Genomic DNA, 16,018 nt, shown 5'->3' with positions numbered 1-16,018 from the left:
AGCGCATGCGTGCCCATCGCTCACCCCTGCTCCGTCCCGCGCCGCATCGATGGCCACTGCCGATAGGTCATCGCACGCCATATCCACTCGATCGGGCCGAAGCGGAAATGGCGCAGCCACAGGTGCGAGAAGACCACCTGCGCGGCAAACAGCAGCAGCGCGAACAACAGCTGCACGCTGCGCGGCATCGTCTCGAACCTGCCCAGGCCATACTGGTAGAAGGTCCAGGTACACAGCAGCGACTGGCCAAGATAGTGGGTCAGCGCCATGCGCCCGACCGGTGCCAGCCAGGCCAACCGCGCACGCCAATGCACGATCCACGCAAGGTAACCCAGGCACATCGGCAAGCCACCGATCGTCACCAGCGCCATCGCCGCCGTCGCCGGCAGGCCGTAGGCACCCGGCGCCAGGTAGGGCTTCCAGGCAACACCCAGCAGCGTGACCACAAGGCCCAGCGGCAGTGCCCCCCAACGCAGCACCGCGTACAGCCGCGGAAAGCGCTCCGGCGTCGCCAACGCGCCGCTGCCGGCGAACCAGCTGCCGATCAGGAACATGCCCAGCACTTCCGGGCCGGTGATCAGCAGCGCGCCCATCGAGGTGCCGAACTCGCTCAGGCGCTGCACAGTGGCCTGCGCCCAGCTGCCCTGCCCGTACACCTGCCGCTGCAGGTCGATGCTCTGCTGCGCCTCGGCAAGCATGCCCCGCACCTCTTCGGTCGAAGCCATCGACACCATCGCGCCCACCAGCAGCATCAGCGCAACGCCGCCCAGATAGACGGTCACGCCCATCCACGGCAGCCAGCTGCGCGGCGCCTCCCGGCAGGCCAGCAACGGCAACGAGACCAACGCGTACATCACCAGGATGTCGCCGGACCAGACCAGCAGCGCGTGGCACAGGCCGATCAGCAGCAAGCCAGCGCTGCGGCGCAGATAGAACGGGGTGAAGTCGCGCCCGGCGGCCTCAGCGCGCTGCGCCATCACCGCGAAGCCGGCGCCGAACAGCAGCGAGAACAGGGTGAAGAACTTGCCCTGCACGAACACGTACACAAAGGCATCGGCCCAGTAGTCGATGCCCTGCCAATGCACGTCGATGCCGGTGAAGGCCAGGTCCAGCGGTCCGCTGAAGGCCTCGATGTTCATCAGCAGGATGCCCAGCAGCGCGGCACCGCGCAGCACGTCCAGCACGGCGATGCGTTCGCCGGAAGCGACCGGCTGCAGGGAAGGAGAAGCGGCGTTCACGGGGCGTCCGTCAGGCAGGTCCGCCATTATGCCGCCGGCCCGTACGCCATGAATGGCCGCGCCGTGTTCCAGAAACGCAACGGCCCGCCGAAGCGGGCCGCTGCATCCATCACGATCGCGCTGCGATCAGTGCTGGTGACCACCGTCGCCGTGGACGTGGCCGTGGTCGATCTCTTCCTTGCCGGCTTCGCGCACGTCGACGATCTCGACGTCGAAGTGCAGGTCCTTGCCAGCCATCGGGTGGTTCAGGTCGACGTCGACGACGCTCATGCCGACCTTCTGCACGGTCACCGCACGCGGGCCGAAGTTGGTCTGCAGCACGACCTGCTGGCCCGGGGCCAGCTTGGTGTTGCCGAAGTGCTTCTTCGGCACGCGCTGGGACAGGCCTTCACGACGCTCGCCGTAGGCATCGGCCGCCTTGACGTCGACGTTGAAGGTCGCGCCGGCTTCCTTGTCCATCATGGCGTTTTCCAGGCCCGGGATGATGTTGCCGTGGCCGATCAGGATCGCCAGCGGCTCGCCGCGGTCCTTGGACGACTCGATCGGCTCCTGGCCGACTTCGGAAACGGTGTAGTGGAAGCGGACAACGCGGTCTTTTTCGATCTTCATGCGCAACTCTGTCTGGATCTGCCGGAGGCAGGCGGGTTGGGGCGGGTTGTCGCCCGGCGGGGACGCCGCCATCATGACGGCCAATCCAAGGTGGCGCATTATCCGGAGATCATGCACATCACGCCAGTTTCGTCCGGCCCGCGCCGGTTCCTCGCCCCGGCCCTGTTGCTGGCCCTGCCCGTGTTGATGACCGCCTGTGGAGGCGGCAAGGCCACCCGCCCGGCGCCGCCGCCGCCGACGGCGAACTGGCCGAAGACCGTGCCGGACAACCCCGAGGCCGCCAACTCGGTGCTGATGCGGGCCATCAGCCTGGTCGGCACGCCCTACCGCTATGGCGGCAATACCCCGGATTCGGGCTTCGACTGCAGCGGCCTGGTCGCCTATGTCTATCGGGAAATGCTGGACCTGCGACTGCCGCGCACCTCGCGCGACCTGGCCGCGGTACAGGGCCCGAAGATCGATCCGCAGCGCCTGGCCACCGGCGATCTGGTGTTCTTCGGCAGCCGAGGCAGCGTCACCCATGTCGGCATCTATGTAGGTGAGGGGCGTTTCGTGCACGCGCCGAGTACCGGCGGAACGGTACGCCTCGACTCGCTCAGCGGCCCCTATTGGAAAGACCACTACACGGGGGCGAAACGCGTCCTTCGCTAAAATGAACAGGCGATATGTTCAAAACTGTGACGGAAATCACTAACGCAATAACGTTTTACTAACGGAATTTTTAACTTATCGGCGCTTTTACAGGGCATGATGCCCCATCGTTTTTTTCCTGTGACCGACGCGTGACGACTGACGACCTGAAAAGCGAAGGCCAGACTTCCGTATCTTCACGCAGTGCCCGCCCGTTGTTGCTTGGCCTGGCACTGTGCCTGACCAGCCTTCCGGCCTGGTCGCAGACCGCTCCGAACCGTTCCGATGTGCCCCCGGCCGCGGTGGCCGAGAGCGCCGCCCGACCGGCCGCCAAGGCCGAGGCTGCCGCTCCGCAGCGCAGCCGCGTCGATGCCGCCGCCAGTGCCACACTGGCCGCCCTGCTGCCGCACCTGGCCGCCAACGACACCATTCCGCTGATGGACCGCTCGGCCGTGGTAGCCGGCGACCTCAGCCGCCTGCTCGCCAATTACGACACCAGCAGCGCCGCCAATGGCAGCGTTGTCGGTACCGCCGCCGACAACGGCAAGGTGCAGTCGCTGCTGCGCCGCGCGATGACCCTGCTGGGCACCCCGTACCGTTGGGGTGGCAGCAACCCGGACAGCGGTTTCGACTGCAGCGGCCTGGTCGGTTATGTGTTCCGTTCGGCCCTGGGCATCGAGCTGCCGCGCGTCTCGCGCGAGATGGCCCACGATGACAACGCCGAACTGATCAACGACCGCACCGCGCTGGCCGCAGGTGACCTGGTGTTCTTCGGCCGCAAGGGCCGCGTCGACCACGTCGGCATCTATGTCGGCGACGGCCGCTTCCTGCACGCACCGAGCTCCGGCAAGGACGTCCGCGTGGACACCCTGCTCAGTGGCTACTGGGGCAACAAGTTCATGCAGGCCCGCCGGGTCGACCTCTGACCCGCTGGCGCTACGGCGCCGCCTGAAAGACAAAAAGCCGCTGCCCCGCAGCGGCTTTTTTGTTTGCGCCCCCGGTAGGTGCCGACCTTGGTCGGCATCGCGCCGCCTGCCCTGGTGGGTGCCGACCGTTGGTCGGCACTGCCTCCATCCACGCATGGCGTGGATCTACCAGGACCCGCCTTGGCCGCCACCGCGCCAACCAGCTCCCAAACAAAAGGCCCGCCGGGTCAGGGCGGGCCTTTCATCTCCACGCAACCTTAGGCGCGTGGCGGTGTGGGGTCAGGATCGTCCACGCCCACATTGCTGGACGGATTGTCATACACCGCCTGGTCGAGCAACCCGGTCTCCTTGGCCACGAGCACCGGCACCAGCATCTGGCCGGTCACATTCGTCATCGTGCGCATCATGTCCAGGATGCGGTCGATGGCATACAGGTAGCCGATGGTCTCCAGCGGCAGATTGGCTGCGCTCAGCACCACCGTGGCCATGATCACCGCAGTACCCGGCACGCCGGCGGTGCCGAAGCTGCCCAGCACCGAGGCGATCAGCACCACCACGTACTGCTCCGGGGTCAGCGGCACGCCGCTGTACTGCGAAATGAACACCGCGCACAGCGCCGGATAGATCGCGCCGCAGCCGTCCATCTTGATGCTGGCGCCCAGCGGCACCGCGAACGAACCGTAGTCCTTGTTCACGCCCAGGTTGTGGGTGATCGAACGCAGCGCCACCGGCATCGCAGCGAAGCTGGACGAGCTGACGAACGCAACCTGCATGCCCGGTGCGGCGCCACGGAAGAACTTCAGCGGGTTCAGGCCGTGCGCCAGCAGCAGCGCGCTGTAGACCACCACGATGTGCAGCGCACAGGCCACGTACAACGCCAGCACGAAATGGCCCAGCGGCAGCAGCTTCTCGAACCCATAGCTGCCGACCAGGCCTGCGATCAGGCCGAAGGTGCCGATCGGGGTGACTTCCAGCACGAAGCGGGTCACCTGGATCATGATGTCGCTCATCTGGCCAACCAGCTTGCGCGCCTCGGTCACCTTCTCGCCCAGCTTGACGATGGCAAAGCCCACCAGGCCGGCGAAGAAGATCACCGGCAGGATCGAGCCGCGACCCGCAGCCAGCACGGTCTCACCGGCCGCGTTGACCTTGGTGCCGATGCCGGACAGCGCATAGAAGACATTGGCAGGCACCACGTCCAGCAGCACCTGCACCACGCTGGGCACTTCGCGCGGCACGTAGTTGCTGGCCATCGACAACTGCAGGCCACCCGCGCCGGGCTGCAGCACCGTACCCACGGCCAGGCCGACACACACTGCCAGCGCAGCGGTAATCACGAACCACAGGAAGGTGCGCCCACTGAGCGCGGCCACGGACTTCTGCCCGTGCAGCGACGAGATCGCGTTGATGACCGCGAAGAACACCAGTGGCACGGCGATCATCTTGATCAGGGTGACGTACAGCTCGCCGAGCGGGCCGAACCACGTTTCCGCGGCGGGGCCGAGCGCCCAGCCGGCCAGCGCGCCGAGCACGAAGCCACCGACCACGCGCTGCCAGAACGGAATCCGCAGCCAGGCAGAGACCAGCGTCATAGGCAATCCAGAGGGAAGGAAGGGATGCTGGCACGATAGCCCAAGGCAGCCCGCAGAACGACCGCCCGGCCGGCAAATCAGTGTGTCATCGGCGTGCCTTGCTGGGGCGGGCATAATGAATGTCCCGTTACAGTTTGTGAGATCCCAGCGTCCATGCGTCGTTCCGTCTCCCTGTTGGCCGCCTGCGCCACCACCCTTCTGCTGGGCGCCTGCGCCAGCTCCGCCCCCGCGTCCGCCCCGGCCGGCCTGAAGGTCACCGTCGATCCCGTCGCCCATCCGGCCGGCGAGACCCCGCAGTGGTGGTACCGCAGCGGGGCCGCCCAGGCTGCGGCCAATGGTGCGATGTCCGGCAAGGCCAAGAACGTCATCCTGTTCCTCGGTGACGGCATGAGCCTGACCACCGTGGCCGCCTCGCGCATCTACGAGGGCCAGCGCAAGGGCGGCTCCGGCGAGGAGAACCTGCTGTCCTGGGAACGCTTCCCGGCCACGGCGTTCAGCAAGACCTACAACACCGATTCGCAGACGCCTGATTCGGCCGGCACCATGACCGCCATCACCACCGGCGTGAAGACCCACATGGGCGCGATCGGCGTCAGTGCCGGAAGCCGCACCGACTGTGCCGACAGCCTGTCCAAGGGCCTGCTGACCTGGCTGCAGCTGGCCGACAGCGCCGGCCTGGCCACCGGCGTGGTCTCCACCGCACGCCTGACCCATGCCACCCCGGCTGCCACCTACGCGCACTCGCCCGAGCGCAACTGGGAAAACGACACCGACCTGACTGAAGCGGCCAAGGCGGCCGGCTGCAAGGACATCGCCCAGCAGCTGCTGTCGACCTCGCGCTATGGGCGCGGCCCGCTTGTCGCCCTTGGTGGCGGCCGTGGTGAGTTCACCACCGTGGAAGAGCGCGACCCGGAATACGACGACAAGGTCGGCCAGCGCCTGGACGGCCGCAGCCTGGTCCAGGAATGGCAGCAGGCGCATCCGCAGGGTGCCTATGTCTGGAACAGCAAGCAGCTGGCCGCGGCCGCCAATGCGCCGGCCATCCTTGGCCTGTTCGAACCGGACCACATGCGCTACGAGTACGAGCGCCCGCAGGATCCGGGCGGTGAGCCGAGCCTGGCCGAACTGACCGCAGCGGCGATCAAGAACCTTTCAAGGCACCCGGAAGGCTACGTACTGATGATCGAAGGCGCGCGCATCGACCACGCCAACCACAGCGGCAATGCCTACCGTGCACTGACCGAGACCGTGGCGCTGTCCGATGCGGTGCGCGTGGCCAACGAGCTGACCTCGGCCGACGACACCCTGATCATCGTCACCGCCGACCACTCGCACACGCTGAACTTCGTCGGCTACCCGGCACGCGGCAACCCGATCCTGGGCAAGGTGAAGGACAAGGGCGGTGAAGACGGCGCCGGCAAGCTGGACTACGCCCTGGACGGTACCGGCCAGCCGTACACCACGCTGAGCTACGCCAACGGCCCAGGCCACACCGGCAGCAGCAACCAGCAGCCGGCCGGGCCGAAGCGCTACCCGCACAACCCAAGCAGCTTCGAACCGGCCAACGGTCGCCCGAACCTGCGCGAGGTCGACACCGAGCATCCGGACTACATGCAGGAAGCGCTGGTGCCGATGAAGTCCGAATCGCATGGTGGTGAGGACGTCGGCATCTGGGCACGTGGCCCGGGCAGCAAGGCGATCCGCGGCACGCTGGAACAGAACGCGATCTACCACATGATCGTGCAGGCCACCCCAGCCCTGCGCGAGCGCCTGTGCCAGGCCGGCACCTGCGATGACAAGGGCGTCCCTGTGCAGTTGCCGGCACCGACGGCCTTCGAACGCAAGGCCGAGGCCAAGTGATCGCGCGGCAGGCCCGCCCTGCCCCTGCCAGCGGCCGCTTTGCGCGGTCGCTGGCAATGCTTGGCGTGCTGGTCAGTGCCAATGCACAGGCACAGGCACCGGCATGCAAGCTGCTGACCGACGAACACGGGTTGTGGCCGCTCCCCAACTGCGAGGTGGTCGATCACCGGCTGAAGATCAGCGCCGATACGCTGAAGGACCTGAACTACGACGACCACGGCCTGGCCGTGGTGTATGCCGACCAGGGCTTCCACTACGTCGACCGCACGGGCCACAGCCTGCCGGTGCTTACCTGGGACAACGGCCCGGAAACGCCGCAGGAAGGCCTGCTGCGCGGCCGCGTCGGCAATCGCGTGAGCTACTTCGATCTGGAATTCCGCCAGGTGGTGCCGGGCACCTTCGATTTCGCCTGGCCGTTCCAGAATGGCGTGGCCGAGGTCTGCAACGGGTGCCGGCGTGGCATGCCGGATGCCGATGGCCACACGCCGATGGAAGGCGGAGAGCGGTTCCGCATCGACCGCGCGGGCCGCCGGGTGAAGTAGGGTTTCGGCAGGGCTGCGCCCTGCACCTGCCGAAGCCGAAGCCCAAGCCCAAGCCGAAGCCAAATCAAGATCAAAAGCGGCTCTGGTTTTCTGTGAGTTGGGCGGGGCGGTGTGGCTGGTCAGGACACGCCGTAAACCCGTCCTTGGGGGCTCGATGGCGCCATCCATGGCGCCAACGGTCCTGCCCACCCACACCGCCCCACCCCCGACAGATTTCCGGTGACGGTTGGACCGTCCACGCCATGCATGGATCAGATCTGTCAGATATCGAATTGAATCCGGGGGTCAGATCCGTTTTCCTGCGGAAAACGGATCTGACCCCATGAGCAATCCGACAGTTCGCAGGAAACTGTCGAAGGCGGGGTGGGTCCGGTTGCGGGGGCGTGAGCCGCATGGATGCGGCGACCGAGCTTACATGGACGTACTTGCAGCGTCCCCCGCAACCGGACCCACCCCGCCATCCCACGGATAGCCCGCTTTTGACGTTGACGTTGCTTCGGCTTCGGCGGGTGCAGGGCGCAGCCCTGCAAACAAACCCCACCCTCAGTAACGAGGCCGGCCTTCTTCCAGCACCTGGCGCAGGAACGGCACGGTGATCCGCCGCTTCGCCGCCAGCGATTCGCGGTCCAGCCAGTCCAGCAGGGTGATCAATCCACCCAGCTCACGGCCGGTGTGCGACAGCAGCCATTCGATGGCCGCTTCGTCGATGGCCAGGCCGCGTCGCAGTGCACGCTCGCGCAGCACCGCAGCACGACCTTCCTCATCCAGCGGCTGCAGCAGCACGCGCACGCACTGGCCCAGGCGCGAACGCAGGTCCGGCAGCACCAGGCCCAGCTCGCCCGGCGCCTTCTGCGCCGTGTACAGCACGGTTACACCTGCAGCGCGCGCGCGGTTGTGGAAATCAAACAGCGCGATCTCGTCCTCGCGATTGCCGGCAACCTCGTCCAGCCCGTCCAGCGCCACCAGTTCGCGTGCGTCCAGCCCATCCAGCGCTGCACGGACGCGGCCTGCTGCGCTGGCCAGTGGCACGTACGTCGGCAGGCGCCCGGCCTGCTCGGCGCTGGAGCACATCGCCAGCGCCTGGTGGGTCTTGCCGGTTCCCGCCGCACCTTCCAGGTAGACCCAGTCGTGGCTGGCACCAACCGCGATCGCGCGCAGCTGCGCCAGCGCGCCGTCCGGCGCGCCGATGAAGGTCTCCAGGCGCTGGTCCCGCGGGTAATGCAGGGCCAGCGGCAGTTGCGGCACACCCATCACTTCAGGTCGGGGCCCTTGTCGTTCGGAACGATGATATGGGGGGCGTCCACTACGCCATCAAGCACGATCGCCGGCTTCTCGCCCACGTACAGCTCGCTCTGGCGGTAGCGCTGATGCGCATAGCGCAGCAGCACGTTGGTCACCGCCGCCACCGGCAGCGCCAGCAGCATGCCGAGGAAGCCGAACAGCTGGCCGCCGGCCATCACCGCAAAGATCACTGCCACCGGGTGCAGGCCGATCTTGTCGCCGACGATACGCGGGGTCAGCACGTAGCTTTCCAGCAGCTGGCCCACGGTGAACACCACGCCCACCAGGATCAGCAGCTTCAGGTCGAAGCCCTGCGCCTGCACCAGTGCCGCGATCACCGCCATCAGCACGCCAGTGGTCGCGCCCAGGTATGGGATGAAGCTGATGAGGCCGGCAATCAGGCCGATCAGCAGGCCCAGCTTGAGGCCGACCAGCGACAGGCCGCCGGCATAGATCACGCCCAGCGCCAGCATCACCAGGAACTGTCCGCGGATGAACGCCCCCAGCACCTCGTTGGACTCGCGCGCCAACGCGCTGATGGTGCCGATGTGGTTGCGCGGAATCACCGACGCCACCCGCTCGACCAGCTTGTCCCAGTCGCGCAGGAAGTAGAACGCCAGGATCGGCAGCAGCAGGATGTTGACCACCCAGGTCACCATCGCAAAGCCCGAACGCGAGACGTAGCCCATGAATGTGGTGGCGAAGCCGCCGGCCTGCTGCCAGTGGCTGCGCACCCATTCGATCAGGCGGTCCGGATCCAGCCACTGCATCACTTCCAGGCCGGTCTTCTGCTCGAACCAGGGGATCCCCTTCTCCATCAGCCACGCCTGTGCCTGCGGCGCGACCGCAATCAGGGTGGTGATCTGGCGCTCGATCATCGGCACCAGCACCAGCAGCAGCGCCACGATCACCAGCACCATCGCAGCGAACACCAGCACCACGCCGGTCATGCGCGAACGGCCGGTGGCCTCGATGCGGTCCACCAGCGGATCGCCCAGCCACGCCAGCGCCAGCGCCAGCACGAACGGGGTCAGGATCGGTGCCAGCAGCCACACCACCCAGCCGACCAGGCCGGCAAACAGGATGTACTTCAGGCGGCGCAGGAACTGCGCGATTTCGGCTTCCGGGGTCAGGGTCATCGCAAGCGGTACTCGTTGCTGACCGGCGCGGCCACCGGGGCACCGGTGGTGTCATCGATCGGGGTCGGCAGGGCCGGCAGCGTCGCGCTGGGCACCAGCACGCCATTGTCGCCCAGCATGCGGTTGAAGCCGGCCAGGCCGGTGGTCATCTCCAGGCTCAGCTCCAGCTGGCCGGCCGAAGCGTGCAGCGGGGTGACGTTGCGCACCACCGGCACCTCGCGCAGGCCGGCGGCAAGGCGCAGGTAGTCGTCGGCACTGTTGATGCCGGTGACCACCACGCGGTAGGTCCCGGCCTGACCGACGGCGGCACCCGCCTTGGCATAGCGCTTGACCAGCGCGTCGGCGGCGCCATCGGCACCGGCGGCCATCGCACGCATGGCGTTGGCGTCCTTGCTGGTCCACTTGTTCAGCTCGCGGCCGTTGTCGACGAACACCCAGTCCGCCTGCCAGCCGCCGTTGGCGCGGTAGAGCTTGCCGATCAGCTGCATCGGCGGCGAGTAGCGCGACGAGGCGCGGGCCACGGCGGCACTGTCCTGGCGCCAGATGGCACCGGCCAGCGCCTGTTCGGCGGCACCGCCGCTGGGCAGGCCCAGCTTGTAACCCCGCTCGATGGCGCGGTTCAGCAGCGGGCGGGCGGCGTTGGCCTGCTGCACGCTGACCAGGCGCGGGCCACTGCCGTCGTCGACGGCCAACCACACCACCGGTTTCGGCCGCGGCTGCGGCCACAGCGGCAGGCCCAGCGCCGAGACCAGCGAGTCGACGTCATCCTCGCGGAAGCGGGCCACCAGCAGGGTCCTGAAGCTCGGCGCGCCGCTGGCGCCCACGCTCTGGTCCTGCTTGTAGTCGTAGCTGGCCACGTAGTCCTTGGCGTTGCGCAGCGCCTGCACCACGCCGGGGCGGGACATCACGTTGCGGTCGCCGGACAGTTTGCCCAGCACCACGCTCAGGGCACGGGCCAGGGCGCCGTTGCGATCGGTTTCGGCCTGGCTGTTGACGGGCACTTCGGCCTCGTACGCACCCGAGGCGGTGGCAACATCTCCCTCGGTGCGCAGGCCGCTCTGGGCCATCGTGGCCACCGGTAGGCTCAGTGCAAGGAGCAGGGTCAGAATCAGGCTGCGGCGCATCAGGACATCCATTGGCTCGACGAATCCGGGGGAATTGTTGCCCGAATACGGCCTTTGCGCCAATGCGGCCTGTTAAAATCGCCCGTTCAACCCCTGCCAGCGCCGACGCCCGTGACCAACACCCCGTCTTCCGCCCCCTCCCCCCTCACCTACCGTGACGCGGGTGTCGACATCGACGCCGGCAACGCGCTGGTCGAGCGGATCAAGCCCCTGGTCAAGCGCAGCTTCCGCCCGGAAGTGATGGGCGGTCTGGGCGGCTTCGGCGCCCTGTTCGACCTGTCCAACAAGTACCGCGAGCCGGTGCTGGTGTCGGGTACCGACGGCGTGGGCACCAAGCTGAAGCTGGCCCATCAGCTGAACCGCCACGATACGATCGGCATCGACCTGGTCGCGATGTGCGTGAACGACGTGCTGGTACAGGGCGCCGAGCCGCTGTTCTTCCTGGACTACTTCGCCACCGGCAAGCTGGACGTCGATACCGCCGCGGCGGTGGTGGGCGGCATCGCCAACGGCTGCACCGAGGCCGGCTGCGCGCTGATCGGCGGTGAAACCGCTGAAATGCCCGACATGTACGCCCCGGGCGAGTACGATCTGGCCGGCTTCACGGTGGCTGCGGTCGAGAAGAGCGAGCTGAAGGACGGCGCCAGCGTGGCCGCCGGCGACGTGCTGATCGGCATCGCCTCGTCCGGCCCGCATTCCAACGGCTACTCGCTGGTGCGCCGCATCTACGACCGCGCCGGCCGCCCGGCCGATCTGGAACTGGAAGGTGGCGTGAAGCTGGTCGACGCGCTGATGGCACCGACCCGCCTGTACGTGAAGCCGATCCTGTCGCTGCTGAAGTCGCACGGCGATGTCATCCACGGCATGGCCCACATCACCGGTGGCGGCCTGACCGAGAACATCATCCGCGTGGTGCCCGATGGCCTCGGCCTGGACATCCAGGCCTCGTCCTGGACCCTGCCGCCAGTGTTCCAGTGGCTGCAGAAAGAAGGCGCGGTCGCCGACAGCGAGATGTGGCGCACCTTCAACTGCGGCATCGGCTTCGTGCTGATCGTGGCAGCGGAGCAGGTCGCTGCCGTGTCCGAGGCGGTCCAAGCCCAGGGCCTGGACCACTGGACCATCGGCCAGGTGGTCACCGCCGAAGGCGCCGAACGCGTCCGCATCGGCTGAACCCGACCCCGAGGAGCCCGCATGGACGCAACGCCCCCCCTGGCACCCACCCCGGTACCGCCGCCGTTGGCGGCCGTGCCGGTCTTCAGCAGGCAGGACGCTGACCACCTGCGCGCGCTGTCCATCGCGCACTACGTGTTCGGCGGCCTGATCGCGCTGCTCTCGCTGTTTTTCATTCTGTACATCGTGCTCGGCATCAGTGCGCTGAGCGGCCATCTGCCGATGAACTCCGGGGGTCAGCCCTCGTCGCCGGCCGAACAGCGCCTGTTCGGCTGGGTGTTCACGGTGCTGGGGACTGTGTTCGTCGCCGGTGGCCTGGGCATGGCCGCATTCGTCATCCAGGCCGGACGCTGCCTGGCCCAGCGTCGTCGCCACCTGCTGTGCCTGATCGTGGCCGGCCTGCTCTGCCTGTGCGCGCCGCTGGGCACCGTTCTGGGGGTATTCACCCTGGTTACGCTGCTGCGCCCGCAGGTCAAGGCCGCCTTCGATGCAAGTGGTGCAACGACATGACGACACCCGGCGCACCACCGCCGCTACCACAGCAGACCCTGGCGCAACTGCAGCTGGCCAGCCACCTGCAGACGCTGAAGGTGCTGTTCTACGCGCTGGCGGTTTTCCACTGGATGGCCGCGCTGGCGTTCCTCGGTTTCATCGGCCTGGTCGCCAGCTCACGCGGGCTGGCCGATGGCGCGGTACTGGCCACGGTGTACGGGGTCATTTCGCTGTTGGCGGCCGCGCTTGGCGTCGTGCAGCTGCACACCGCACGCCTGCTGTCGCGCCGCACCGGGCTGGCCTGGTGCCAGCGCGCGGCCTGGCTGGCGGTACTGGCTGGCCCGCTGGGCATGGCCCTGACCGCCTATGCCTGGGTGTTTCTGTCCAAGCCTGACATGGCCGCACTGTTCGACCGTGGCGACCATCTCAGCGTCTGAGCTTGCCGGCAGACGCCCCCCTCCCCTGATCGACTCCCCATGTCCGCGCCTGCCCTCTCCACGACCGCCTCGCCTGCCGCTTCCCGTTTCACGGGCCCCAAGAAGCTGGCCTTCGCCGCCGTGCTGGCGGTGTTCGCGATCAGCTGGATCCACCCGCTGTGGCCCACCGAGCAGGCCCTGCACAGCACCCTGACCGTGATCGGGCTGGCCGCACTGCTATGGGTCGACCGCCGGGGTGGCTGGCTGGGCAACGGTGCCTTCATCGCGATCTGCGGCTTCATTGCACTGCACTGCGTGGCTGCGCGCTGGCTGTACTCGAACGTGCCCTACGACGCATGGGCGCAGGCGCTGGCCGGCTGGTCGCCGAATGCGGCGTTTGGCTGGCAGCGTAATCATTTCGACCGGCTTATCCACTTCCTGTTCGGCGTCTGCTTCACGCCTGCGCTGCTGCAGCTGGCACGCCATGCCTGGCCGGCGCTGCGCCGCCGCCAGGCTTTCACCCTGGCGGTGATGGCAGTGATGTGCGCCAGCCTGGTCTACGAGTGGTTCGAGTGGGCCATCGCGCTGGCCCTGTCGCCGGACGCCGCCGAGGCCTACAACGGGCAGCAGGGCGACATGTGGGACGCCCATGCCGACATGCTGCTGGCGACCGTGGGCAGCCTGCTGAGCTGGCCGTTGATCCGCCGGAGTCCCGCGCAATGACCGCGCCCACCCGCATCGCGGTGCTCGCCTCTGGGCGCGGCAGCAACCTGCAGGCCATCCTCGATGCCATCGCGGCCGGGCGCCTGCCCGCCGAGGTCGTCGGCGTGTTCTCCGACCGCCCGGCCGCCGCCGCGCTGCAACGGGTCGGCGCCAGCCTGCGCTGGGCACATGCGCCGAAGGAATTCGACGACCGCGCCGCCTACGAGCAGGCCTTGGGCGATGCACTGGCCGCGGCCGCGCCGGACTGGATCGTCTGCGCCGGCTACATGCGCATTCTCGGCGCCGCCTTCGTGCAGCGCTTCAATGGCCGCCTGGTCAACATCCACCCCTCCCTGCTGCCACTGCACAAAGGGTTGGATACGCATGCGCGAGCTTTGGACGCCGGCGATGCCGAGCACGGGGCCAGCGTGCATCTGGTCGTTCCCGAACTGGATGCCGGCGCCGTGCTGGCCCAGGTACGGGTACCGGTGATGCCCGGCGATGACGCCGACAGCCTGGCCGCGCGCGTGCTGGCGGTGGAGCATCCCCTGCTGATCGCCACCCTCCAGCTGCTGTGCGCCGGCCGCCTGACTGAACGGGAGGGGCAGCCGCACCTGGACGGTCACCCCCTGTTTAGCCCACTGGCCCTAGATTCCGCCGGGAACCTGAACCGGTAACGCCCACGCACACGCCCCGCTGACTGCGGGGCTGGCATCCTGCCCCCCTCCTGCAGCTCCTGTCCTCCATGAAGACCACGACCCTGCTGTCCACTTCATTGCTGCTGTCGCTTGTCGTGCTTCCCGGCGTGGGTTGGGGCCAGGTGCAAGCGCCTGCGGCCCCTGCGCAGCCGGCGCCTGCAGTCCAACCGCCTGCGGAACCGGCCGTGCCGATGCCGCCGGCGCTGGCCTGGGAGCCGCCGCCGCTGCAGCCGTTCACCGCGACCTACCAGGCCTTCTACAAAGGCAAGGAGGCCGGCGACGCCAGCATGCAGGTCACCCACACCGGCGGCAACCAGTGGCGGGTGGACATGCAGGTGGTTGGCCGCCGCGGCTTTGCAAGCGTGCTGGGCCTGAACATCGAACAGAGCACGGTGTTCGAAGAGCGCAGCGGCGTCTATGCGCCGCTCAGCCAGAGCACGGTGCGCAAGGGCCTGTTCCTGGGCAAGAAGGCGGTCGGCACGTACAACTGGCAGGCCGGCACCGCGCAGTGGAGCGGCGACGTCAAGAAGGAACGTGCGCAACCGATCCCGCTGCAGCCGGGCGACCAGAGCGCGCTGCTGATCAATCTGGCGATCATGCGTGATGCCCGCCCGGGCGCCACCATGCATTACCGCTACGTGGACATGGGCAAGGTCCGCCAGCACGACTACCAGGCCGCGCCGCAGACCGAGAACGTCGAGGTCGGCGACCTGTCCTACAACGCGCTGCGGGTCTACCGGACCAACGGCGGCAACAACGAAACCATCCTCTGGATCGCCAACGGTGTCCCCACCCCGGTGCGCATCCTGCAACGCGAAGACGGCGAAGACCGCGTCGATCTACGCCTGATCGAGTACCAAGGAGTCTGAGCATGAGCACCCTGACCCGCCCCCTCACCTGGATCGCTGCAGCCGCACTGTCGGTGGCCAGCCTGCCGGCCATGGCCCTGCAGCCATTCAAGGCCGATTACCTGGCCAGCTACATGGGCATGCAGGCCAATGGCAGCATGACGCTGAGCAGCGAGGGAGCCAACAAGTGGCGCTACACGCTGCAGGTGAAGAACCAGCTGGCCGACCTGAGCCAGAGCACCGTGTTCGAAGAGGTGCGCGGCCAGCTGCGCCCGCTCAGCAGCCAGGACCGTTCGGCACTGCTGGTGAAGAAGCGCAATGTGCAGGCCAACTACAACTGGACCAGCAACCAGGCCACCTGGACCGGCGACATCAAGCCGGACCGTGCGGGCCCCATCGCGTTGAAGACGGGCGACATGGACGCGCTGCTGATCAACCTGGCAATCGCCCGCGACCTGGCCGCCGGCAAGCCGCTGACCTATCGCATGGTCGACGAAGGCCGGATCAAGAACATGACCTACCGCGTGGTCGGCAAGGAATCGATCACCGTGGGCGGCAAGAGCTACGAGGCCACCAAGGTCTCGCGTGCCGACGGCAACAAGGAGCTGATCGCGTGGATCGTGCCGGAATTCCCGGTGCCGGCGCGCATGCTGCAGCGTGAGAGCGGCCGCGATGCGCTGGACCTGACCATCAAGGCGATGAACTGAGCGCCCGGGGTCGGATCCCTTCCCAACGGGAAGGGCTCTGACCC

17 protein-coding genes are annotated in these 16,018 nt (G+C 67.7%); 11 read left to right on the top strand and 6 right to left on the bottom strand.

The genetic code is table 11. The annotated features are described in order from the left end of the window. Positions 1–20 precede the first annotated feature (20 nt). Both ACM0O9_RS01645 and ACM0O9_RS01640 read right to left on the bottom strand, forming a co-directional pair. Complete coding sequence (locus ACM0O9_RS01645) at positions 21–1,265, bottom strand: DUF418 domain-containing protein (protein WP_005418032.1); 1,245 nt, start codon at positions 1,263–1,265, stop codon at positions 21–23. 99 nt (positions 1,266–1,364) lie between these two features. After that, a complete protein-coding gene (locus ACM0O9_RS01640; RefSeq protein ID WP_005418041.1) occupies positions 1,365–1,847 on the bottom strand; it encodes an FKBP-type peptidyl-prolyl cis-trans isomerase in 483 nt (160 codons plus the stop codon). Between the two features lie 111 nt (positions 1,848–1,958). On the opposite strand from ACM0O9_RS01640, the gene ACM0O9_RS01635 reads away from it, so the two are divergent. Both ACM0O9_RS01635 and ACM0O9_RS01630 read left to right on the top strand, forming a co-directional pair. Next, positions 1,959–2,498 (top strand): C40 family peptidase, encoded by a 540-nt coding sequence (locus tag ACM0O9_RS01635; protein ID WP_005418044.1) that lies wholly within the window; start codon positions 1,959–1,961, stop codon positions 2,496–2,498. 131 nt (positions 2,499–2,629) lie between these two features. Further along, a complete protein-coding gene (locus tag ACM0O9_RS01630; protein ID WP_065179180.1) occupies positions 2,630–3,403 on the top strand; it encodes a C40 family peptidase in 774 nt (257 codons plus the stop codon). Between the two features lie 257 nt (positions 3,404–3,660). Here the strand turns inward: ACM0O9_RS01630 and ACM0O9_RS01625 are convergent, their stop codons facing one another. Continuing rightward, entirely contained in the window at positions 3,661–4,995 is a 1,335-nt protein-coding gene (locus ACM0O9_RS01625) for a dicarboxylate/amino acid:cation symporter (RefSeq protein ID WP_065185497.1), read from the bottom strand. A gap of 153 nt (positions 4,996–5,148) precedes the next feature. On the opposite strand from ACM0O9_RS01625, the gene ACM0O9_RS01620 reads away from it, so the two are divergent. Further along, the gene (locus ACM0O9_RS01620) at positions 5,149–6,855 is read left to right on the top strand and encodes an alkaline phosphatase (RefSeq protein ID WP_065185496.1); all 1,707 of its coding nucleotides are present in this window, start codon (positions 5,149–5,151) and stop codon (positions 6,853–6,855) included. Then, a complete protein-coding gene (locus ACM0O9_RS01615) occupies positions 6,852–7,397 on the top strand; it encodes a WG repeat-containing protein (protein ID WP_235649417.1) in 546 nt (181 codons plus the stop codon). The genes ACM0O9_RS01620 and ACM0O9_RS01615 overlap by 4 nt, the downstream gene beginning before the upstream one ends. A 543-nt stretch (positions 7,398–7,940) precedes the next feature. Here the strand turns inward: ACM0O9_RS01615 and hda are convergent. From hda to ACM0O9_RS01600, 3 genes are read right to left on the bottom strand one after another with little or no spacing between them, the layout of a single operon-like run. Further along, a complete protein-coding gene (gene hda / locus ACM0O9_RS01610) occupies positions 7,941–8,648 on the bottom strand; it encodes a DnaA regulatory inactivator Hda (protein WP_053500213.1) in 708 nt (235 codons plus the stop codon). Continuing rightward, complete coding sequence (locus ACM0O9_RS01605; RefSeq protein ID WP_053500214.1) at positions 8,648–9,817, bottom strand: AI-2E family transporter; 1,170 nt, start codon at positions 9,815–9,817, stop codon at positions 8,648–8,650. The genes hda and ACM0O9_RS01605 overlap by 1 nt, the downstream gene beginning before the upstream one ends. Then, positions 9,814–10,953, bottom strand: coding sequence for a DUF2066 domain-containing protein (locus ACM0O9_RS01600; protein WP_065185832.1), 1,140 nt, complete (start codon positions 10,951–10,953; stop codon positions 9,814–9,816). The genes ACM0O9_RS01605 and ACM0O9_RS01600 overlap by 4 nt, the downstream gene beginning before the upstream one ends. A 99-nt stretch (positions 10,954–11,052) precedes the next feature. On the opposite strand from ACM0O9_RS01600, the gene purM reads away from it, so the two are divergent. The 7 genes from purM (at position 11,053) to ACM0O9_RS01565 (ending at position 15,974) form a co-directional block, all read left to right on the top strand. Further along, a complete protein-coding gene (gene purM, locus ACM0O9_RS01595) occupies positions 11,053–12,111 on the top strand; it encodes a phosphoribosylformylglycinamidine cyclo-ligase (RefSeq protein ID WP_414603998.1) in 1,059 nt (352 codons plus the stop codon). Positions 12,112–12,132: 21 nt separating this feature from the next. Continuing rightward, positions 12,133–12,621 (top strand): hypothetical protein, encoded by a 489-nt coding sequence (locus ACM0O9_RS01590; protein WP_061480736.1) that lies wholly within the window; start codon positions 12,133–12,135, stop codon positions 12,619–12,621. Next, positions 12,618–13,040, top strand: a complete 423-nt coding sequence (locus ACM0O9_RS01585) for a hypothetical protein (RefSeq protein ID WP_005415569.1) — start codon at positions 12,618–12,620, stop codon at positions 13,038–13,040. Before ACM0O9_RS01590 ends, ACM0O9_RS01585 begins: the two co-directional genes overlap by 4 nt. 39 nt (positions 13,041–13,079) lie before the next feature. Further along, the gene (locus ACM0O9_RS01580; RefSeq protein WP_139726786.1) at positions 13,080–13,742 is read left to right on the top strand and encodes a DUF2238 domain-containing protein; all 663 of its coding nucleotides are present in this window, start codon (positions 13,080–13,082) and stop codon (positions 13,740–13,742) included. Further along, positions 13,739–14,398 (top strand): phosphoribosylglycinamide formyltransferase, encoded by a 660-nt coding sequence (purN, locus tag ACM0O9_RS01575; protein ID WP_065185831.1) that lies wholly within the window; start codon positions 13,739–13,741, stop codon positions 14,396–14,398. Before ACM0O9_RS01580 ends, purN begins: the two co-directional genes overlap by 4 nt. A 68-nt stretch (positions 14,399–14,466) precedes the next feature. After that, the gene (locus ACM0O9_RS01570; RefSeq protein WP_005415566.1) at positions 14,467–15,288 is read left to right on the top strand and encodes a DUF3108 domain-containing protein; all 822 of its coding nucleotides are present in this window, start codon (positions 14,467–14,469) and stop codon (positions 15,286–15,288) included. Positions 15,289–15,290: 2 nt separating this feature from the next. Next, positions 15,291–15,974, top strand: coding sequence for a DUF3108 domain-containing protein (locus ACM0O9_RS01565; RefSeq protein WP_065177940.1), 684 nt, complete (start codon positions 15,291–15,293; stop codon positions 15,972–15,974). The last annotated feature ends 44 nt before the right edge of the window (positions 15,975–16,018 follow it).

The sequence above is a fragment of the Stenotrophomonas sp. FR012 genome, from assembly GCF_047520565.2.
Taxonomy (GTDB): Bacteria; Pseudomonadota; Gammaproteobacteria; order Xanthomonadales; family Xanthomonadaceae; genus Stenotrophomonas; species Stenotrophomonas sepilia.
This window is presented reverse-complemented; position numbering and strand designations above follow the sequence as displayed.